The sequence below is a fragment of the Caproiciproducens sp. CPB-2 genome, assembly GCF_036287215.1.
Taxonomy (GTDB): Bacteria; Bacillota; Clostridia; order Oscillospirales; family Acutalibacteraceae; genus Caproiciproducens.
Window position 1 is genome coordinate 2,049,356 of sequence record NZ_CP142860.1, and the last position, 21,089, is coordinate 2,070,444.

21 protein-coding genes and 1 pseudogene are annotated in these 21,089 nt (G+C 52.3%); 11 read left to right on the forward strand and 11 right to left on the reverse strand.

Translation table 11 applies throughout. The annotated features are described in order from the left end of the window. Nucleotides 1–153: 153 nt before the first annotated feature. From spoIIR to VXK30_RS10250, 7 genes are all read right to left on the reverse strand, one after another. Nucleotides 154–756, reverse strand: a complete 603-nt coding sequence (gene spoIIR / locus VXK30_RS10220; RefSeq protein ID WP_275717552.1) for a stage II sporulation protein R — start codon at nucleotides 754–756, stop codon at nucleotides 154–156. Nucleotides 757–860: 104 nt separating this feature from the next. Beyond that, nucleotides 861–1,202 carry an arsenate reductase family protein gene (locus VXK30_RS10225; RefSeq protein WP_275717553.1) on the reverse strand — a complete coding sequence of 114 codons (342 nt, stop codon included), beginning with the start codon at nucleotides 1,200–1,202 and terminating at the stop codon, nucleotides 861–863. 25 nt (nucleotides 1,203–1,227) lie between these two features. Then, nucleotides 1,228–1,737, reverse strand: coding sequence for a GAF domain-containing protein (locus VXK30_RS10230; RefSeq protein WP_275717554.1), 510 nt, complete (start codon nucleotides 1,735–1,737; stop codon nucleotides 1,228–1,230). Between the two features lie 2 nt (nucleotides 1,738–1,739). Further along, complete coding sequence (ispE, locus tag VXK30_RS10235) at nucleotides 1,740–2,612, reverse strand: 4-(cytidine 5'-diphospho)-2-C-methyl-D-erythritol kinase (protein ID WP_275717555.1); 873 nt, start codon at nucleotides 2,610–2,612, stop codon at nucleotides 1,740–1,742. Between the two features lie 23 nt (nucleotides 2,613–2,635). Further along, complete coding sequence (locus VXK30_RS10240; protein WP_442868016.1) at nucleotides 2,636–3,835, reverse strand: aminotransferase class I/II-fold pyridoxal phosphate-dependent enzyme; 1,200 nt, start codon at nucleotides 3,833–3,835, stop codon at nucleotides 2,636–2,638. Beyond that, nucleotides 3,798–4,283 carry an Lrp/AsnC family transcriptional regulator gene (locus VXK30_RS10245; protein ID WP_275717557.1) on the reverse strand — a complete coding sequence of 162 codons (486 nt, stop codon included), beginning with the start codon at nucleotides 4,281–4,283 and terminating at the stop codon, nucleotides 3,798–3,800. Before VXK30_RS10245 ends, VXK30_RS10240 begins: the two co-directional genes overlap by 38 nt. 30 nt (nucleotides 4,284–4,313) lie before the next feature. After that, nucleotides 4,314–5,126 (reverse strand): histidinol-phosphatase HisJ family protein, encoded by an 813-nt coding sequence (locus VXK30_RS10250; protein ID WP_275717558.1) that lies wholly within the window; start codon nucleotides 5,124–5,126, stop codon nucleotides 4,314–4,316. A 239-nt stretch (nucleotides 5,127–5,365) separates the two neighbouring features. Between VXK30_RS10250 and VXK30_RS10255 the strand changes: the two genes are divergently transcribed. The 11 genes from VXK30_RS10255 to VXK30_RS10305 all read left to right on the forward strand — a co-directional run bounded on the left by VXK30_RS10255 (nucleotide 5,366) and on the right by VXK30_RS10305 (nucleotide 16,012). Further along, nucleotides 5,366–5,635, forward strand: a complete 270-nt coding sequence (locus VXK30_RS10255) for an ACT domain-containing protein (protein WP_038324643.1) — start codon at nucleotides 5,366–5,368, stop codon at nucleotides 5,633–5,635. 37 nt (nucleotides 5,636–5,672) lie between these two features. Next, on the forward strand, nucleotides 5,673–7,031 hold the full coding sequence (locus VXK30_RS10260) for a PFL family protein (RefSeq protein ID WP_275717559.1): 1,359 nt from the start codon (nucleotides 5,673–5,675) through the stop codon (nucleotides 7,029–7,031). 208 nt (nucleotides 7,032–7,239) lie between these two features. After that, nucleotides 7,240–7,551: a hypothetical protein gene (locus VXK30_RS10265; protein ID WP_275717560.1), complete on the forward strand. Its 312-nt coding sequence runs from the start codon at nucleotides 7,240–7,242 to the stop codon at nucleotides 7,549–7,551. Between the two features lie 6 nt (nucleotides 7,552–7,557). Further along, the gene (locus VXK30_RS10270; RefSeq protein WP_275717561.1) at nucleotides 7,558–8,619 is read left to right on the forward strand and encodes a V0D/AC39 family V-type ATPase subunit; all 1,062 of its coding nucleotides are present in this window, start codon (nucleotides 7,558–7,560) and stop codon (nucleotides 8,617–8,619) included. A 45-nt stretch (nucleotides 8,620–8,664) separates the two neighbouring features. Then, a complete protein-coding gene (locus tag VXK30_RS10275; RefSeq protein ID WP_275717562.1) occupies nucleotides 8,665–10,566 on the forward strand; it encodes a V-type ATP synthase subunit I in 1,902 nt (633 codons plus the stop codon). 50 nt (nucleotides 10,567–10,616) lie between these two features. Next, nucleotides 10,617–11,060, forward strand: coding sequence for an ATP synthase subunit C (locus tag VXK30_RS10280; RefSeq protein ID WP_275717563.1), 444 nt, complete (start codon nucleotides 10,617–10,619; stop codon nucleotides 11,058–11,060). A gap of 28 nt (nucleotides 11,061–11,088) precedes the next feature. After that, complete coding sequence (locus VXK30_RS10285; protein WP_275717564.1) at nucleotides 11,089–11,397, forward strand: V-type ATP synthase subunit F; 309 nt, start codon at nucleotides 11,089–11,091, stop codon at nucleotides 11,395–11,397. A 33-nt stretch (nucleotides 11,398–11,430) separates the two neighbouring features. Then, nucleotides 11,431–12,027 carry a V-type ATP synthase subunit E gene (locus VXK30_RS10290; protein ID WP_275717565.1) on the forward strand — a complete coding sequence of 199 codons (597 nt, stop codon included), beginning with the start codon at nucleotides 11,431–11,433 and terminating at the stop codon, nucleotides 12,025–12,027. 35 nt (nucleotides 12,028–12,062) lie between these two features. Beyond that, nucleotides 12,063–13,823, forward strand: coding sequence for a V-type ATP synthase subunit A (locus VXK30_RS10295; RefSeq protein WP_275717566.1), 1,761 nt, complete (start codon nucleotides 12,063–12,065; stop codon nucleotides 13,821–13,823). A 45-nt stretch (nucleotides 13,824–13,868) separates the two neighbouring features. Beyond that, nucleotides 13,869–15,284 carry a V-type ATP synthase subunit B gene (locus VXK30_RS10300; protein WP_275717567.1) on the forward strand — a complete coding sequence of 472 codons (1,416 nt, stop codon included), beginning with the start codon at nucleotides 13,869–13,871 and terminating at the stop codon, nucleotides 15,282–15,284. Nucleotides 15,285–15,394: 110 nt separating this feature from the next. Next, nucleotides 15,395–16,012, forward strand: coding sequence for a V-type ATP synthase subunit D (locus VXK30_RS10305; protein WP_275717568.1), 618 nt, complete (start codon nucleotides 15,395–15,397; stop codon nucleotides 16,010–16,012). Between the two features lie 173 nt (nucleotides 16,013–16,185). On the opposite strand, the pseudogene VXK30_RS10310 reads toward VXK30_RS10305, so the two are convergent. The 4 genes and pseudogenes from VXK30_RS10310 to VXK30_RS10325 all read right to left on the reverse strand — a co-directional run. Continuing rightward, nucleotides 16,186–16,317, reverse strand: a pseudogene (locus tag VXK30_RS10310) (SDR family NAD(P)-dependent oxidoreductase); the annotation flags it as partial. Nucleotides 16,318–16,509: 192 nt separating this feature from the next. Beyond that, complete coding sequence (locus VXK30_RS10315; RefSeq protein WP_275717569.1) at nucleotides 16,510–17,181, reverse strand: hypothetical protein; 672 nt, start codon at nucleotides 17,179–17,181, stop codon at nucleotides 16,510–16,512. After that, the gene (locus VXK30_RS10320) at nucleotides 17,121–18,590 is read right to left on the reverse strand and encodes a hypothetical protein (RefSeq protein ID WP_275717570.1); all 1,470 of its coding nucleotides are present in this window, start codon (nucleotides 18,588–18,590) and stop codon (nucleotides 17,121–17,123) included. Before VXK30_RS10320 ends, VXK30_RS10315 begins: the two co-directional genes overlap by 61 nt. Next, a complete protein-coding gene (locus VXK30_RS10325) occupies nucleotides 18,587–20,872 on the reverse strand; it encodes an efflux RND transporter permease subunit (RefSeq protein WP_275717571.1) in 2,286 nt (761 codons plus the stop codon). The genes VXK30_RS10320 and VXK30_RS10325 overlap by 4 nt, the downstream gene beginning before the upstream one ends. Nucleotides 20,873–21,089 lie beyond the last annotated feature (217 nt).

The window sequence follows — 21,089 nt, forward strand, 5'->3', positions numbered from 1 at the left end:
ATATCCTGATTTCATACTGAACATTATAGCATGGATGCCGCGCTTACAGCAATTCCATTTTAATTTGCGAAACAAGGCGTATTCCCCCCGCCAAAGGCGGGGGGAATACGAACACATTTGCATAAGCAAGTGGAAATGCTGTAAAAGAATATTCTATTTCTTTTCGAGGTAATTTTTCAGCTGTTCATAAAGTTCCACCGATTTGAATTTTACTTCAAATTCGCCTTTGCCCTCTACGATTCCAAGCTGGTTCGCGTTGAGCACGTCGCCCAACTCCTTGGGTTCCTCGGCGGCGGGCAGGCACATCGGCGGGAAAATGACGCACCACCAGTTGCGGCCCGCAGCCTTCCCGATGGTCACGCGCAGGGAATCATAGTCCCCCGCCGGGAGAGTCACCGTCCGGTACTCTCTGGTGGTAAAATACATGTGGACCATTTCCACATTGATGGGATAATCAAAGCCCTGCTTTTTGACTTCGTCCTCCGCCGCCGCTTTCAGCTGTGGAATGGCGGAGCGAACGGCTTCCTGTGCCTCGGCTTTATTTTTGACGTTGTCCATCAGGCCTTTGCTCTCGGTAAGAATCCGGTCGCGCACCTTCAGTTTCAGCGCCTGATCCGATTCGGAGTCGGAATTCGCGAGGACGTGCAGTCGAAGTACATGGTTCGGTATATCTTCACAGCCGGCGGCAAAGCCGGTGAAGGAAAACAGCACGGTTAATATCAGTGCCAGACAAAGCGATTTTTCAAACAGTTTCATGTTAAGTAAGTCCCTTTCTGTTGTTTATGTTGCAAGGGAATTATTGACACAAAAAACCGCTTTTATTCGTTGTGGGCCTAATTTTGTATAATGATGGGACAAAATCACTCCCACGTTTTCCAGATTTCGGGCTGATAGCCCACAGTCGCCCGTTTTCCGTTGCGGACGACGGGCGTTTTCAGAAGCTGCGGATTTGCGAGAAGCTTTTCCTCTTTGGCCTGGGCCCCCGCGAGGTACCGGAGGAGCACAGCGTCGTCATCCTTTGAATCCCCGTCAATCAGCTTCTCAAGGCCGCCGACAGCCGACTTGACACTGTTGAACTCTCCCCTGCTCATGCCGTATTTCGCGACGTCGATGCTCTGGTATTTTATTTTGCGTTCCTTAAAATAGCGTTCCGCCTTTTTGGTATCAAAGCATTTCGGCTTTCCGAATATCTGAATATTCAATTTTTCCTCCTTTCCGCTCCTGCGTTCACTGCAAACCGGGCAGTTCGGTCCAGTCGCACGAATTTTCAATGATCCGGGCGAGCTCTTCCAGCTCGCGGGCATCCGTTTCGTTGAAGCGAGCAAACAGCGGACTGTCGATGTCCAGCACGCCGACGGCCTGCCGATGGCTGAACAGCGGAACGACGATTTCAGAGTTGGAAGCGCAGTCACAGGCAATGTGCCCCGGGAACCGATGGACGTCCCTCACCAGCACGGTTTCCCCGCGGCTGTACGCGGCGCCGCAGACACCCTTTCCAAACGCGATATGCACACAGGCAAGCTTTCCCTGAAACGGCCCGAGCAGCAGCTCCTCCCGATGCTTCAGGTAAAAGCCCACCCAGTTGATATTCTGCAGCGCGCCGCCCAGCAGGGCGGAAGCGTTCGCCAGATTGGGGATCACGTGGCGTTCCCCGTCCAAAACCGCTTTCATCTGCGTCTTTAAAAGCGCGTACATTTCTTTTTGATCTTCCGGGTAAAAAGATTCCGTTTGCTCCATCGTCAATCCTTCCATTGAAGCAGACAGCCCGAGGAAGCCGGCTCACAGACAAGGGCTTCGGGATAAACGTCCTTCAGCGCCGATTGGCAGGACACGGCCTTTCCATCCTCTTCAAAAATACCGAAAACGGCCGAGCCGCTTCCGGTCATACATGCGCCGAGCGCGCCGTGCCGAATCATCGCGTTTTTGATATGGGCCGCTTCGGCAAGGTGCATCACCTGTTCAAACTCATTGCCAAGATTCTGTGCGACCGCGCTGAGATCTCTCCTTCGGACCGCGTCGAGCATGGCGGAGGAAAAGCCGCTCTCTTTTTTTGAGGCGGCGTCCGCCAACGCATAGGCCTTTTTGGTGTCGACCCCCACCGGCGGCTTACAGATCACAATATGGCACGGGGGCAGGGCGGGCAAAGCCGTCAGCTTTTCCCCGATCCCTTCGACAAGCGCGGTCCCGCCGGCAACGCAGAACGGAACGTCCGCGCCGATTTTCAGCCCGATTTCACAGAGCGTTTTCTCCGGTAAACCGGCGCCGTATATTTGATTCAGCGCAAGCAGCACGGCGGCAGCGTCGGCGCTTCCGCCGCCCAGACCGGCCTGGGACGGAATCGCCTTATCAATATGTACCGTCAGGTTCTGGTTGATGCCGGTGTAAGCAAAAAAGGCCGCCGCGGCTTTATAAACGGTATTGGCTTCATTACAGGGAATTTCGCTCCGGTCACAGAAAAGGCGGATCCCCTTTCCTTCCCTACGGAGCGTAAGGGTATCGCAAAGGGTGACGGACTGCATTACCATGCGCAGAAGATGATAGCCGTCCTCGCGTTTCCCGGTAATGTCCAGCGTCAGGTTGATTTTCGCGTTTGCTTTGACTGTGAAAGGCATCCTTGTGTTCTCCTCTTCCGGCCTTATAAGTTCTTCAGGAAATGGCCGATCCGCGACATTGCTTCCGTAATATGCTTAATGGAGTACGAATAGGACACGCGCACATACCCTTCCCCGCAGCTGCCGAAAGCGCCGCCCGGAACGACCGCGACATGCTCCGCATAAATCAGCTTTTCGCAGAAATCCTGAGAGGTCATTCCCGTACTTTTAATACAGGGGAATACATAGAAGGCCCCTTCCGGCTCAAAACAGGTCAGCCCCATGGAATTGAAACCGTCCACAATCAGCCGACGGCGCATGTCGTATTGTTCCCGCATTTCGTCAATGTCGCTGTCGCCGTTTTTCAGGGCTTCGATCGCGGCGTACTGCGCCATAGTAGGGGCGCTCATGATGCCGTACTGATGAAGCTTCGTCATCTGCCCGACGATTTCTTTCGGCCCAACGGCATAACCGAGGCGCCAGCCGGTCATTGCAAACGCTTTGGAAAAACCGTTCACGACAACGGTGCGTTCCTTCATTCCCTCTATCGCGGCAAAAGAGACGTGGCGGGTATCGCCGTAGGTAAGCTCGCTGTAAATTTCATCCGAAAGCACCAGCAGGTCGTTTTCCCGGACGACCTCGGCGATCTCCTCCAGATTGTTGCGGCGCATGACCGCGCCGGTCGGGTTGTTGGGAAACGGAAGAATCAGCAGCTTCGTTTTCGGCGTGATCTTCTTCCGCAGCGCTTTCGCGGTCAGACGGAATTGATCCTCCTGCTTCGTTTCGATCGTAACCGGCACGCCGCCCGCCATTTCCGTCAGCGGACGGTAGCAGACAAAGCTCGGTTCGGGGATCAGCACTTCCTCGCCGGGATTAATCAGGCAGCGGATACAGAGATCGATCGCCTCGCTGCCGCCTACCGTCACGACGACATCCGTCTTTGCCTCATATTCAATATGGTAGCGGCGCTTCAGCCACCGGCAGATTTCTTCCCTCAGTTCTATAAATCCGCGGTTCGGCGAATACCACGTCTTGCCGTCCTCCAGCGATTTGATTCCCTCCTGGCGGACATGCCAGGGCGTGGAAAAGTCGGGCTCGCCGATGGACAGGGAGATCACGTTCTCCATTTCGTTTGCAATGTCGAAGAAGCGGCGGATTCCGGACGGCTTCAGCTGCTTGATTTCCTCATTGAGCACGGACTGGTAATCAATCACACAGAACACTCCTTCTCTCGTCCTTCTCATCCCCGGAGTTGAGGATGACGCCGCCGTCTTTGTAACGGGTCAGGATAAAGTGGGTGGCTGTGGAAAGGACGGAGTCGAGCGTGGACAGGCGGCGCATGACGAACATGGCGATTTCCTGCATGCTTTTGCCGTGCACCTTGACCGCCAGATCATAGCCGCCGGACATCAGGTAAACGCTTTCCACCTCGTCAAACTGCATAATGCGGTTGGCAATTTCGTCAAAGCCGCGGTCGCGCTTCGGCGATACGCGCAGCTCGATCAGCGCGCTTGCTTTATTCTCATCGATTTTTTCCCAGTTGATAAGCGCCTTATAGCCCCTGATCACCCCCTGCTTTTCGTAATCGGCGATCGCTTCAGCGACCTTGTCCGGGGTTTTGTCCAGCATGACGGCCAATTGTTCAGTGCTCAGGCGTGCATTTTCATCTAAAAGATTCAGTAAACGGTCCATAATAATTCCTCCCAAAATTTTTCATGAATTTTAAGATATCGGTAAAAATTTAGGTATATGATGTTGATAAACGGTAAAGTGATGAAAGCCTGCGGCAAGCAAAAGGCTGAGCCCCTTTTCCACCCCGCCCCCCACGTCGGCCCAGCGGTGTGCGTCCGAACCGATGGTGACCAGCTTGCCGCCCAGCTCGCGGTAGCGGGCCAGCACCGGCAGATCCGGCAGAGTCGTACCAATCTTCTGGCGGAGCCCCGAAGTGTTGATCTCCAGCGCCCTGTGCTTCAGGATCAGCGCTCTCAGCACCTCGTCTATTCTTCCTCCAAATTTTTGATTGTCGATTTTGATGTTGTGTTCGCCGACAATATACCGCCAGGGATAGGTCAGATGAGCGAGAGAATCGAATTTTCCCCATTCGATTACTTCCAGAATCTCGTCAAAATACCTTTCCAGGGCATCGTCGATATCCGCATGCCTGTAATCCAAATCATAAAAATCCACACTGTTTTTAACACTGTGGACGGAAGCAAGCACAAAATCGAAATCGCAGGAGCCGAGAACGTCGTCCGCGGCGGAAGGATCCTGCATGGGCTGTCCAAGCTCCACTCCGGCATAGACATGCAGGCGGCTGTGAAAAACGGCCCCCGCTTTGCGCGCTTCAAAGTAAGACTGCCGGATGCTTTTGTCGTACTCTTCCTCCCGGTAGACGTTGCATTCGCAATGGTCCGTCATGGTAATGGAATAAAGCCCGAGCCGCACCGCGCTTTCGCACATCATCATGGTCGGGTCGTTGGCGTCGCGGGAACAGTCGGAATGGACGTGGCTGTCCGATATATAATGATATTTCATAAATTTCCTCCCGGTAAAAAACAAATTGCCTCAAATTACCTTATTAATATAACATAGTATCATAAAACGCCGTATATTTATAGGTCAATCATCCATATTTTGCGCCCATTAAAAGGGCTTATGTTTGAACAGATTGACTACGCCGCATGCCCTCACGGCTTCTATTGACAAGAATTCAAATGTCGTTCATAATGAAGTGTAAGTTTTTTCCTAACAATATTCATCTGGAGGTAATAACTATGCGTGCGGTAATTACGGTCATAGGCAAAGATATGGTGGGCATCCTTGCCCGGGTTTCTACGATCTGTGCCGACAACGGCGTCAACGTAGTAGAAGTGACACAATCCATTTTACAGGATCTGTTCGCCATGATCATGATGGTCGATATTTCAAAATCCACCATCCCTTTCAACGAGCTTTCGGACAAGCTCACGGCAATCGGCAGCGATATGAATCTGACCATCCACGTCATGCACGAGGATATCTTCAACTCCATGCACCGGATATAAAGCTACATTATATAAAAGAAGGGTCTGAGGACAAGCAATGGTCAACTCCCATGACATACTGGAAACCATCAACATGATTGACAATGAAAATCTGGACGTGCGCACCATCACAATGGGGATTTCCCTTCTGGACTGCGTCGATTCGGACATCGATAAATCCTGCGATAAAATTTATGATAAAATTTGCCGTTACGCGGGTAATCTGGTAAAAACCGGCGAAGATATCAGCAAAGAATACGGCATCCCGATTATTCATAAAAGAATCGCCGTTACCCCCATTGCAATGATCGCGGCCGCGTGCCCCGGCAACAACCCGGTGCATTTTGCCAAAGCCCTTGACCGTGCCGCCAGATCGACCGGCGTCAACTTCATCGGCGGTTATTCCGCGCTGGTTCACAAGGGATTTGCGCCCGGCGACTATGCCCTGATCAAGAGCATTCCGGAAGCGCTGAGCGAGACGGAATTCGTCTGCTCCTCCGTCAACATCGGAACCACCAAGGCGGGCATCAATATGGACGCCGTGGCCAAAATGGGCAAGATCATCCGTGAGCTGGCACAGGCCACCGCCGACCGGGACTGCATCGGCGCGGCCAAGCTGGTCGTTTTCTGCAACGCGCCGGAGGACAATCCGTTTATGGCGGGCGCCTTCCACGGGGCGGGTGAACCGGACTGCGTGATCAACGTGGGCGTCTCGGGCCCCGGCGTCGTCCGCGCGGCGCTGGCAAAGGCCGGCGACTGCGACATTACGGCGGTAGCGGATATCGTTAAAAAAACGGCGTTTAAAATCACACGCATGGGTCAGCTGGTGGCACAGGAAGCCTCCCGCAGGCTGTACGTTCCGTTCGGCATCGTCGATCTTTCCCTTGCGCCGACTCCGGCCGTGGGCGATTCCGTGGCGTATATTCTGGAGGAAATGGGCCTTGAGTGCTGCGGCGCGCACGGCACGACAGCCGCTCTCGCCCTTCTGAACGACGCCGTCAAAAAGGGCGGCGTGATGGCGTCCTCCCATGTCGGCGGACTCTCCGGCGCGTTTATCCCGGTAACGGAGGATGCGGGCATGATTCACGCCGCGCGGTGCGGCGCGCTGAGCATCGTCAAGCTGGAAGCAATGACCGCCGTGTGCTCCGTAGGTCTGGACATGATTGCGGTTCCGGGCGACACACCCGCGGAAATTCTCTCCGCCATTATTGCGGATGAAGCCGCGATCGGTATGGTCAACTCGAAAACCACCGCCGTGCGCATCATTCCGGCGATCGGGAAAAAGGCCGGAGAAGAGCTGAATTTCGGCGGCCTTCTGGGCGGCGGCCCCGTGATGGAAGTCAATCGGTTCTCTCCTTTGAAATTTATCGAGCGCGGCGGAAGAATCCCCGCACCGATGCAAAGTCTTAAAAATTAAGTCGAAAACAAGGCTGATAAAGCTCCCGGTTTTTCTGATAATTTAAACACAATGTATAATTTTATAAAAAATAATGCTTTTCCTTGCGTATTATTGCACATTGTAAAAGCCGCACAACAGGACTATAATGAGTAATCACCGAGTATGTAATATGTTTACAAATATTTTGAAATAAATTGTTTATTTCGCCATGAGGAGGCGCGGTCAGATGCAGGATTTGATTAAGCAGATTGTCGAAATGGACCGTCAAGCCCGAGAAATTACGGATGCGGCCCAACGGGAGAAGGTCAGTTCTGAAAAGGAAGTCGCAGAAAAACGGGAACAGATTCGGAATGATTATCTGGAAAGGGCCAGAAAACGGATTGCTCTGAATGAGCCGGGTGAACGCGCGGCTGCCGAGGCCGAATGGAATGAGAAGAAAAAGAAAATCGCCGAGCTTTCTTCAAAGCTTGACGATCTTTACGCCAAAAACGGCGACGCATGGGTAAATGCAATCGTCGCCCGCGTATTAGGAGAGTGATAAAAAATGCTTTCCACCTTTTCTTCCAATGCGATTTTGTCAAAGGCGCGCGCCATGTACGGAAGGCGCCTTACAAAACAGAATTACAGGGAATTGCTGGCCTGTCAGAACGTGGGGGAAATCGCCAACTACCTGAAAACGCGGACAGCCTACGGCAAGGCGCTTGCGGGAATTGATCAAAACAGCGTCCACCGCGGCCAGCTCGAGGCCAAGCTGAAGCAAAAGCTTTTTGATGATTATGCTTCCCTGTGCAGATACGAAATATCCGTCGGCGACCATTTTTCCCGGTATCCGATCATGCGCAGCGAAATTGAGCAGATTCTGCACAGCATTCTTTTACTGGAAGCCGGCACGCCGGAGGATTACCTGTTTTCTTTGCCAATGTATCTGACCCGGCACACGCACATTAACCTGACGGCGCTAAGCCAGATGAAAAGCTACGACGACCTGCTCAGCGCGCTCAGCCACACACCATACCAAAAACTTCTGGAAGGATTCAAACCGATTAAGGGAATTCCGATCAATTACACCGGAATTGAAAACGCCCTTTACACCTATCTCTATCAGAATCTGTTTGAAGTAATCGACCGCTATACCCACGGGGAAACCGCAAGACAGCTCCGTGACATTTTCAACTCCTATATTGACCTGATTAATTATGCCCGCATTATCCGTTTAAAAGCTTCATATAACGCGGGGCCTGATTTTATCCGGAGTTCTCTTCTGCCGTTCGGAAATATAAACAAACGAATCCTGAACGAAATGATTGAAGCGGAAAATGCCGACGCTGTAACTGAACTGATGGAGCGGACCTCCATTGGCAAGCATTTTCTGAAAATTGAACACAGTTATGCCGGAGAAATCTCCAACCGGGTAAAGTATATGACATGCCGGCATGACATTCATTTTTCCACCCACCCGTCGGTCGTGATGATTTCGTATACCTTTATCATGGAAACGGAAGTAAGGGACATCATTACGATTGTCGAGGGAATCAGATACAAATTGCCTCCTGAAGAGATTGTGAAATTGCTTGTAGTCTATCATTTCAATGAAAGGAGTGATTGATATTTGGCCGTTTTAAAAGTGAAAGTAATCAGTATAATAGGAAGAATGGATGACTTGGATCAAGCCACCGCGCTGTGCGGAAAATCGTGTGTATTTCACCCGGACAATGCGCTGTCATTCTACTCCGATACTTCCGATTTTTCTCCGCTGAATGAAGAAAATCCTTACTCCGAGCCCCTGCAGCAGCTTACCGATGCCATGGCGGGTTCCAAAAAGAAGCTTCCCCTTTTGAGCGCCGCCGAAGTTTCCAGAATCAAGATGAGCCGCGAAGAGATGAACGATTACGTTGACTATATATCGTCCTCTTTCAGCCAACTGCAGAAGGAACGTGCGGACGCTCAGCTCAAAATTCAGAATTACACCGGCGAAATAGAAAAAATCAGTCATTTCGTGGGCCTTGAACTGGACCTGGACCAGATTCACGCCTGCAAGTACATTAAGGTTCGGTTCGGTTCTCTTCCGAAGGAAAGCTATGAAAAACTGAATTCTTACAAACAAAATCCATACATTATCTTTTTTCCGTCCACGAGCGATGCGACTCATTACTGGGGGGTTTATTTTTCGCCCATTGATATGGTCAGCGAGGTCGACCGGATCTTTTCCAGCCTCTATTTTGAAAGGACACGCCTGACGGAACTGACCGGCAGCCCGGAATCGGGTGTGGAAACGCTCCGCAAAAAACGCGATGCGGAAACAGAGCGCCTCAAGCATATCGACGAACAGTTTGAATCGCTTTGGAAAAAGGAAAAGACAATGTGCCAGAAGGTTTATTCCTGGCTGACCGAGCAGTCCGTCTATTTTGGGATCCGTCGCTATGCGGCCCGCTACAACGATAATTTCATCCTGACCGGCTGGATTCCGGCGGATCAGGAAAACCGCTTCAAAAAAGCGCTCGACAAGGTGGAGTCCCTGAATTACACCTTTGAAGGAGCCGAGGAAGAGCTGCTGCACTCCCCGCCCGTAGAGCTGAAAAACAAGAAGATATTCCGCCCCTTTGAATTCTTTGTCGATATGTACGGGCTTCCGTGTTATGACGAGGTCGATCCGACCCCGTTTGTCGCCCTTACCTATTTCCTGCTGTTCGGCATCATGTTCGGCGACCTTGGCCAGGGACTTTGCGTTTCCCTGATCGGCTGGTACATGTGGAAAAAGAAGCAGATGAAGCTTGGCAGAATCCTGATTCCCTGCGGCTTTTCTTCCGCTGTTTTCGGACTGGTCTTCGGTTCGGTATTCGGCTTTGAGAACGCGCTCGACCCGGTGTACCGCGCGCTCGGCTTTGCCGAAAAACCGGTGGAAGTGATGAAGCCCGCCACCACCAACACGATCATCTATTCCGCGGTGGGAATCGGCGTGGTTTTGGTCATGCTGGCAATCTTAATCAACATTTACTCTTCCCTGAAGAGAAAGCACTATGAGAACGCTCTGTTCGGCCCCAACGGGGTCGCCGGGTTCATTTTCTATACGTCGCTGGTGTTCGGTTTCGGCGGACAGATGCTGTTTGGCTGGCAGATCGTCACTCCTTCCTATGTCGTCTGCTTCATCATCCTGCCGATCGCCGTGATGTTCTTCCGCGAAGTGCTCGGTGGTTTCGTGGAGCACAGGCCGGACTGGAAGCCCGAAAAATGGGGCGATTTCATCATGCAGAACTTTTTCGAGGTGTTTGAATTCCTGCTGAGCTTTGCGACAAACACCATGAGCTTTCTGCGTGTAGGCGCTTTTGTGCTTGTCCACGCCGGTATGATGCTGGTTGTGTTTACGCTTGCCGAAATGTCCGGCGGCATCGGATACGTCCTGATCGTGATGATCGGCAACGTGTTCGTTATGGCCCTGGAGGGCCTGCTTGTGGGGATTCAGGTATTGAGGCTTGAATTCTACGAGATGTTCAGCCGTTTCTTCGACGGCGGAGGACGTCCGTTCAATCCTGTTGTTGTTCGTAGGGAGCAGTAATGCTTTTTGCCGATAACCATATCAATCAGATATTTGATGGAGGTATTATCATGAAATTCGTATTAATTTGCTTACCTGTATTGTTTTTAATTGCTTCGGTAATTCTTTCCGTCCGCTCCGTTAAGAACGGGAAAAAAGTTCGCAGTGCCGTAGCGACGCAGCTTTTGGCCTTTATGGCGGTTTGCGTCCTTACCTTTGCGATTCCCGTCGTGGCTTCCGCCACCACTCCTTCCGACACTCCCGCCAAACCTTCCTCCTCTGAAACCGGAGCTGTTGACAATTCTACGGGAATGGGCCTGATTGCGGCCGCTCTCGTTACCGGTCTTGCGGGCATCGGCGGCGGTATTGCCGTTGCCGCGGCGGCCCCCGCCGCTATCGGCGCGACCAGCGAAGATCCGAAGGCGTTCGGTAAGGCGCTGATCTTCGTGGCTCTGGGCGAAGGTATCGCTCTGTACGGCCTGCTGATTTCCATTCTGATCCTGAACAAGGTTTAACTGATCGAAAGCTGAGGTGCATTTGCCTATGCGCTTTTACCTGATAAGCGACAATGTGGATACGCAGGTTGGGCTGCGTCTGGCCGGGATCGACGGCGTGGTGGTTCATGAGACCGCCGAGGTGCAGAAAGCACTGAAGGAGGCCATGGCAATGGAAGATGTCGCCGTTATTCTGATAACGGAAAACCTCCTTTCCCTTTGCCCCGATCTGATTTATGATTTAAAGCTCAATCAAAAGCGCCCGCTTATTCTGGAAATTCCGGACAGACACGGCAACGGCCGTACGAAGGATTCGATTACCCGTTATGTCCGTGAGGCCATCGGGCTGAAAATTTAAGCCGCAATTACGGCGGAACGGGGGGATTCAATCATGGCTGTCAACGATGATAAAATGAATAAATTCTACCTTGCCATCAATCACTACGCGGAAGAACAGCGTAAAAAGATTGAGCGGGAAGTGACGGAATTCAAGCAAAAAGAGCTGGATGAAGCCGAGGTGGAGGTGCTGACTCAAGCATACCGCCTGATCCAGAAGGAAATGGCGGAAATGCGCAACGCGATTTCCCGTGAAATGGCTCAGCGTGAAATGGAAGGCCGAAAGGAACTTCTGGCTCAACGCCGGAAAATCACCACGGAGGTTTTTGGGCGTGCCAAAAACGCGCTGACGGAGTTTACGCAGAAAAGCGACTATGCCCTTCTGCTGAAAAAATTCGCGGCCGAGCTTTCGGGGACCTTTACAACACCCGGCACTGTCCTTTGCATTAAAAAAGAAGACGAAACCTACCAGGAGCTGATAAAAGAGGCTTTTGGAAAAGACTGTACTTTCAAGATCAGCCCCGACATTCATATCGGCGGGATCCGCGCCTACAATTCCCGGATGGGCATTGCCGCGGACATAACGCTCGATTCCATGTTGGAGGACCAGCGCGAGTGGTTTGCGGAAAACTCGGGGATGGCTATCGTCTGAGCCGGTACCCAATTGTTATAACGGAGATGAATGAGATGGAGAATCAGAATGTAATATTCGGAATAAACGGTTCCGTCGTAACCGTCAAGGACTCGCGCAGCTTTTCCATGATGGAAATGGTATATGTCGGGAACGAACGCCTGGTCGGCGAAGTAATCGGCATTACAAATAAATTAATTACCATTCAGGTTTATGAAGAAACTACGGGGCTGAAGCCCGGAGAGCCTGTTTCCGGTACCGGCAGCCCCATGAACGTTACGCTCGGCCCCGGAATTATCGATAATATTTTTGATGGAATCGAACGCCCGCTGAAAAGTATTGCGGAGCAGTCCGGCGCGTTTATCGCCCGCGGAAGCAACGTGTCCGCTCTGGATGAGAGCCGGCTTTGGGACGTTACGGTCACCGTGAAAGAGGGCGACCGGTTAAAGGGCGGCGACGTTTACGCCGAGTGCCCGGAAACAACCATCATCAAGCATAAATGCATGGTTCCCCCGCTTCTTTCCGGCGTGGTCACAAAGGTAAACGCAGACGGCAAATACAAAGTGACCGATCCCGTTGTGGAGCTGCAGGACGAACACGGGGAAACACACCGGCTTTCCCTCTGCCAGCGCTGGCCGATCCGCGTGCCGCGCCCGGTGACCGAGCGCCTGCAGACAAAAGTGCCGCTGATTACCGGCCAGCGTGTCATAGACACCCTCTTCCCCATTTCGAAGGGAGGCACTGCGGCGATTCCGGGCGGCTTCGGCACCGGAAAGACCATGACGCAGCATCAGCTCGCCAAATGGTGTGATGCTGATATCATTATTTACGTCGGCTGCGGCGAGCGCGGCAATGAAATGAGCCAGGTTCTGGATGAGTTTTCGGAACTGATCGACCCGAAATCCGGCAGGCCGATGACCGACCGGACCGTACTGATCGCCAACACCAGCAACATGCCCGTCGCGGCGCGCGAGGCTTCCATTTACACGGGAATCACGCTTGCCGAATACTACCGCGACATGGGCTATCATGTTGCCATCATGGCGGACTCCACTTCCCGCTGGGCGGAAGCTCTCCGCGAGATATCCGGCCGGTTGGAGGAAATGCCCGCCGAGGAAGGCTTCCCGGCCTATCTGCCCAGCCGCCTTTCCGAATTTTACGAGCGCGCGGGCATGGTCAAAAATTTGAACAGCACGGACGGCTCCATTACCATTATCGGCGCCGTTTCCCCGCAGGGCTCCGACTTTTCCGAGCCCGTCACACAGAACACAAAACGTTTTACCCGCTGCTTCTGGGCGCTGGATAAAGCCCTTGCTTACGCAAGGCATTACCCGGCCATCAACTGGACCCAAAGCTACAGTGAATATTTCACCGATCTGGATCCGTGGTACGCGGAGCATTTGGGCGAAGACTTTATCAAATACCGCAAGGAGATCAATAAAATCCTGCAGGAAGAAAACCAGCTGATGGAAATTGTCAAGCTGATCGGCTCGGACGTTCTGCCCGACGACCAGAAGCTGATCATTGAGATCGCCAGAATTATCAGAGTCGGTTTCCTGCAGCAGAACGCTTTCCACGCGGAAGATACCTTTGTTCCCCTTGAAAAGCAGAAGCTGATGATGAAAGTGATCCTGTATCTCTATAAAAAGGCAAGACAGCTTGTGTCCGCGTCCGTGCCGATTTCCGGCATTGTGCAGTCCGGGCTGTTCGACAAGCTGGTCAAGATGAAATACGACATTCCCAACAACAAGCCGGAGATGTTCGACGACTATATAAAAGAAATAGACCGGACTCTCTCCGCAATTCTTGCTTCCTGACGCCCGGATGAAACTCCTAATTTTACCTAAGAAGGTGGTTACGCCATGATTCTTGATTATATCGGCTTACAAGAAATTAACGGCTCTCTGATCGTTCTGGACGATGTCGCAAACGCCTCGTTTGAAGAGGTCGTCGATATCCGTCTGAACGACGGCACGCTGCGTCGGGGACGAATTGTTCAGATGGAAGGCAGCCGCGTTGTGATCCAGGTGTTTGAAGGCACCCGCGGCATTTCCCTTGACAATACCAGCACGAGGCTGATGGGACATCCGATGGAGATGCCGCTTTCCCCGGAAATTCTGGGCCGCGTGTTCAACGGCTCGGGCCGCCCGATTGACGGGCTCGGCGAAATATTCCCTTTGAAAAAAGCCAATATCAATGGGACGCCGATCAACCCGGTCTCCAGAGAATACCCGAAAAACTATATCAACACCGGCATTTCTACCATAGACACCCTGATGACGCTGATCCGAGGCCAGAAGCTCCCGATCTTTTCCGGCTCCGGCATGAAGCACAACGAGCTTGCCGTCCAGATCGCGAGACAGTCGAAGATCAGCGACGACAGCGGCAGCAACTTCGCGATTGTTTTCGCCGCCATGGGTGTAAAAAACGACGTTGCCGAATACTTCCGCCGCTCGTTTGACGAGTCTGGCGTACTGCAGAAGGTCGTTATGTTCCTGAACCTTGCAAACGACCCGATCATTGAAAGAATCCTGACCCCGCGCTGCGCGCTGACGGTCGCCGAATACCTTGCCTTTGAGCTGGGGATGCACATCCTCGTCATTATGACGGATATGACCTCCTATGCAGAGGCGCTGCGTGAATTCAGCTCCTCCAAGGGTGAAATCCCGGGCAGAAAAGGATTCCCGGGCTACCTGTACTCCGACCTCGCTTCCCTTTACGAACGGGCCGGAATGATCCGCGGCAAGAAAGGCTCCGTCACGCAGATTCCGATTCTGACCATGCCGAACGACGACGTGACCCACCCTGTCCCCGACCTGACCGGCTATATTACCGAGGGCCAGATCGTTCTGGACCGTTCGCTCGACAGCTCCGGCTTCTATCCCCCGGTTTCCGTACTGCCCTCCCTTTCCCGTCTGATGAAGGACGGCATCGGTGCGGGCTACACACGTGAAGATCACTCCGCGCTTTCCAACCAGCTTTTCGCGTCCTACGCGAAGGTGATGGACGCCCGTTCCCTGGCGTCGGTTATCGGCGAAGAAGAGCTTTCGCCCGTCGATAAGAAATATATTGAATTCGGCAAGCTGTTCGAATCCCAGTTCGTCAACCAGGGCTTCAATGAAAACCGCACGATCGGCCAGAGCCTTGACCTGGGCTGGAAACTGCTTTCCACCCTGCCGCGCGGGGAGCTGGACCGTGTGGACGACGCGATTCTCGATAAATACTACAGCAAAGCCCAGGAACCTGAGAAACCCGGACAGGAAACTCCGGCGGAGTAATTCCGGAATCGTGCAGCAGGGCAATTTTTACCATACGAATACGGCTGAGAGAAATGGTGCGTGTCACGGTACCGCACGATTTGACCGGCTAAGTAAGGAGGTGAGCCGCATTGAGCAACCAGATCGTCCCCACAAAAGGCAATCTGCTCGCTACAAAAAAAACCCTTGCGCTTTCGCGCACCGGCTATGATCTTCTGGATCGTAAACGCAACATCCTGATCCGTGAAATGATGGCTCTGATTGAGCGGGCCGCAAAAATTCAGAGCGTCATTGACGATACTTACGATGAAGCTTACGCCGCGCTGCAGAGAGCAAATATCACGCTGGGCATCTGCAACGAACTGTCCCGCACGGTACCGCTCGACAACAACCTGAACGTAGCCTACAGAAGCGTCATGGGGGTGGAGATTCCCATGGTTTCGATTGATACGGTGTGTGCGCCGATTCCGTTCGGGCTGAATTCCACCAATATTATGCTGGACAATGCCTATATGAAATTCAACGAAGTAAAGCGGCTGACCGCAGAGCTGGCAGAGGTGGAAAATAGCGTTTACCGGCTGGCGGACGCGATCAAAAAGACCCAGAAGCGGGCCAACGCGCTGAAGAATATTATGATTCCCCGGTTTGAGGAAACCGTAAAGTTTATTACCGACGCGCTGGAAGAAAAGGACAGGGAAGAATTCTCCCGCCTGAAAGTGATTAAAAGACAGAAAAACAACAAGTCATAATCCCCGGCAAGCGGGGGTTATGACTTGTATTCGTATAAATACATTATGTATTCATCGCTTTCTTAAATTTAGAAAAGACTTTCTCCGGATGGTTTTCAATGAGTTCTCCCGCAAACTCTTTCCCAAGGCCGGAGGATGCGCCATTGCAATCGCTATTCCCATGTTTCAGCCTCCTATATCTTTACATTCAATTCCTGCCGCAAACCTATGCAAAAAGACTTCAAATAAGCCTTTGTTGCACTATAGACATTTAAACGGGGATTGGGTGCAAAAGATGAAACGGAACAAGTTTCCAAAATAGTGCTACCATTTTTCTTATTGCTTCAGAATAAAAGCCTTGTAATGCAATTTGCATATTACAAGGCTTTTATCTCTTTCGTTTTTGTTTTCTTTGGCCTCAAGATGAATACTCTCAAATTTCCTATAAGGACAGTATCAGAAAAGTATCCAATAATGGACAAAACCTTTTCTGGCTATTGTATCTTAATTTAGCCAAATTATTCTGTAAACGCGTCGATCACAGAGTGCCAGATCTTTTGAAATACATTGAGCATTCTCTGGAAGGGATTCATCTTCTCCTTTTCCTTTTCAAGATCCTCCGTGCTTTCCTCCTCGTCCCCGGCGCTGATTTCCTCCGTGCGCAGGATGATCTGGATGCTTTCGGGGGAGGCATTTTTCTCGGAGGTAAAAGAAACCGGCTTTGCCTCGGCGTCCAGGTTCAAAAGGTTGCTGTCGTCTTCATATTTATCCGTTTCCTTATCGATCGTGTCCTTGATGGTGTTGTTGGCCTTTTTGATGACCGAGGTCTGGGAGATGCCGTCGAGGCTCTTTCCCAACACGCCGATCATGCCGTTCAGGCTGTCGCGGCTTCCTGCGTCCAGGTTGCCGTCGCTGGCTTTCATGGTGGACTCGAACGACGACAGAAAGGCATTCGAACTGTTCAGGGCGCTGGTCAGGCGGCGCGTCAGCTCCTCGGTATCCTTCAGCGCGGAGACGGTTTCTGGCTCGTACCGGTTCATCGTGCTGTTCAGGGCCGTCGTCTGGTCGATCAGCGTTTCCCCCAGCCGCAGAAGACTCTGCGCGGAATCGCCCAGCTGGTTGGAATGCTTCAGCATCGAATCCGCGGCGTCCGTGGCGTCGTCCAGTGCATCGAAATAATCGTCCGCCAAATCGAGGTTTTGTCCGCCGTGTCAAGGTACTCGTCCGCCTGGCCGCATGCCAGTCCCATCGCGTACACAAGGCCGTTCGTTGAGTCTGCCACCTTTTTCAGGCTTGCAAATAAAGCGGCGTTCGCCGGGTCGGTTTCACCCAGCGCCTGCTGCAGCTGCTCGAGAAGAGCGCTCAGTTCACCCAGATTTTTGCTCAAATCAGTCAGAAGCGGCTGCAGCGCGGTCAGACCGGCTCTCGCACTTTCGATATCCTTCCTCATATCACCGAGGACCTCATTCCGATCGCTGGAAGTGTTGTCAATATTGTCGAGCACCTCCCGCAGGTCCTTCACATCGTCCTGAATTTTGCCGATGGAACTATTGAGTGAAGCGAGATAGGGCTTGGCTTCGCCGACGGTTTTCGTCAGCGCATTCAGGTCGCCATTCACATCCTTAACCATCTGCTGCGCGCTTTGCAGATGGGGAACCAGAAGTGCCGTTTGCTGCGCGACAGCGGTGAGATCCGCAAGGCTCAGGTCCGCTTTGTCGTACAGACCGTCCTTTTCGGAGCTGATCGTGCCGCGCGCCCGGTCCAGAGCGGAAAGGCCGGATTGCGTCCGCTTCAGCCCGACGGACATCGATTCGATCGTGCCGAGAATCACATTGGTGCTGTCGTGGATCGCATCCACGGAATCCTCCATCGTATCCTTGTCTTCCTTGAGGTCCTTGATATCCTTCATCTGGTCAAGGGAGCCCGGAACCATCATGAGTACCAGTCCGTCGGTCTCAAATTTCTTCGTTCCGATCCGCATGTTAAAGGTCGTTTCCTCGCCTGGCAGCGCGGCGAACATGACAAGCTTTGATTTTCCCACCGTCTGCACCTGCGCTCCGGGCGCCTCGATGCTCAGCGTGTCTTCCATATCGATCATGGTGCCGGCCTGTAAAAGCATGTTGTTTTTGTAATAATCGCTGACATTCCGGTTCGGTACGGCTTTCACGCTGATTTCCACCATACCGGAAGCCCCGGCCAGATTTTCTGCGTCGGTCGGGACCCCGTTGAGCTTATAGGACACGTCAAAGCTCCAGGGGAGGGTTGCGCCTTCCGGCTTGAGCGCACATTCGTAGAAAAAGCTCCCCGAGCTTTCCGGCAGCTTCCAAGTGACGCCCTGTGAAGAAACGCTTGGTTCCGTCAGATTGGACATATTGGTCACTTTTTCATAAGAGCCGTAATCCGTAAATTGGCTGTTCCCGTTCAGGTCAACTCTTTTTACAACATTGACCTGCTCCACTTTTCCGTAATGGTCCAGGTTGACGTACATCGATTCGTCCGTCGTCACCGACGGCGCGGCGGCCTGCGCGGGTACCACCAGGGACGGCGCCAGGATGACCGCGGCAAGAAAGCCTGCCAAAAATTTTTTCCATGTTCTCATTGTAGATCCTCCTGTTCTGATTTTGGTGGATTTGGCTCAGACGTCTCAAATGCGCCCGGTTTCTTCGGACCTGAAGACTGTCTACAGGGAAATTTCCAGCTTCCTGCGATCGTTTTCAGCTGCTTCCGAAGATTTTTCAAGGCCTCTCGCTTCGGCAGGGGCTTCCTGCTTTTCCCTTCGTGCAGCCGCTTCAGCCGGTCCGCGTGCCTTTGCCGGCTGCGCAGGATCGGTCCGTCAAATAGATACAGGATCGCGGGAAGCAGGAAAACCATCAACAGGATGCTCAGCAGCGCGCCGCGGCCGACCAGATGCCCCAGATCGCCGATCGCCGCGATGGAGGAAATGAAGTAAAAAAGATATCCCGCCCCGGAAAGGATCATGCCCGACGCCAGGATCGAAGGGGTGCATGTCGCGATCGTTTCAATGTATGCCTGCTTTCGGTCCATCCTCCCGCGAAAATCCAGATATGTGGTGGTAATCAGGATTCCGTAGTCGTCTGTAGCGCCCAGGATCAGGTTGCTGACGATCAGATAGCCCAAAAACGTTGTTGAATCTCCCGCCAGATAAGGAAAAATCATATCGAAGAATACGGTCATTTCAACCGGAATCATCAATAGGAAAGGAACGAGGGCGGATTGGAACGTGATCGCATAAATCACACCGACCCCGGCAAGGGAAAGCAGGTCGACCACATTATAGTCGCCGTTGATCGTGGTTTTGATGTCCTGTGTGGAAGGGGTCTCGCCGATGACATGGGAATCCTCCGGATAATACTTTTTCACGACCGCCTGGATCTCATCGGAGGCATGGAACGCCAGCTCACTTTCCCCTTTGGTCCTGATATAAATCATCATACGCGCGTAACGGTCCGTGTGCAGATCGTTTAATTCTCTTTTCGGAACCATACTGGCCGGAACGCCTTCCGGCAGCGTATTTGAAAGCGAGGTGACGCTTTTCACATATCCGAGCTTTTCCAGTTCGTCCGAAAGCTGCTTCTCCTTCACCAGGGAGGTGTTCGGGTACAGGGCCATCAGAAGATTGCTGCGCCCGAACTGTGCGTCGATCGCCTGCTCATCCGCATACATCTGCGTGCCGGGACTCGCGCCCATCGTTTCACCGCCGTAAACGAAATCGTTCATCCCCTGCGCGACAAAAGCCGGAACCGCGGCAAGCGCGATAAAGATCAGCACGCCATAGCGCGCTTTGAAAGAAATCCTGCCGAGCTTTTCAAATTTCGGCAGAAACGGGCGGTGCGCCGTTTTTTCGACCAGCTTGTAGCTGTGCAGAATCAGCGCGGGCATCAGGCAAAGGACGGTAGCCAGACTGATGACGATCCCTTTTGCCAGAACGATCCCCAGATCGAAGCCGATGGTGAATTTCATCGTCGCCAGCATCAGAAAACCCGCGATGGTACTCACACCGCTGGGGATGATGGAACTCATGGCTTCCTCCAGAGCGTCACGGATCGCCTGCTCCGGTTCTTTGCCGGCCTCTTTTCTCCGGATGAATGCGTGCAGCAGGAAAATGGAGAAGTCCATCGAGCAGGCCAGCAGCAGAACGGACGAGACGTTTGAGGTCAAAAAGGAGATCGTCCCCAGAAAAACATTCGTGCCGCTGTTGATGATGATGACGATGGCCATGATGAACAGGAACAGAACCGGCTCGAACCAAGAGGTCGTCGACAGGAACAGAACAAGGGCGATCACCGCGAAAGCGAGCGCCAGCACGCTGCCCATTTCGCTTCTCAGGCCCTCGCTGACCGTCTTATCTTGTACGGCGGGACCGACCAAATGCCCTTTTGCGCCGGTTATTTTCCTGATTTCATCGATTGACTGCGAGGTACGCTTGCTGGTGTCGCTTTCCTTAAAAATGATATCCATGACGGAATGCCTGTTTTTATAATAATCCTCGATGTCTTTACTCTCGACGAATTCGCCGGCCTGATAGACGTCCGTTTCGGAGTCGGCCCAAAGTACCCGGTCGACGCCGTCGATCGCTTCAATTTTTTCCTTATAGGCCTTGGCTTCATATAACGACACATCGTCCACCATCACGCGCGCGATCCCCGGATAGCCGAACTCCTTCTCCATCAGATTGATTCCGCTTTCCGACGGTGTGTCGGCCGGAAGGTATTCTTTTAAATCGTAATTGATTTCAACGAACAGGCTGCAAAAAAGGCTCAAAACGATAAGAATGCCGAAAATGATTTCAAGCAGTCTCCTCCGGTCGACAATAAAATTGATCACATTGCGTTTGGTGGGCAACTTTCTGCGTATTTTCATAGGTAGAGATCTCCTTCTATTCTTCCTTAACGCTTTCCAATGCGATTTGCCCCTTTTCATCTTCCAAGGCAAATTTTATCTTCTTATACGCTTTAAAAGCTTTATTCAATCAAAATTTCAATTGATTAATTGACACGAATCTATTATAATAAGACATAGAAAAGACGGCAATGGTCAATTTATGATCAATATGATCAATAATAGACATTTGTATATT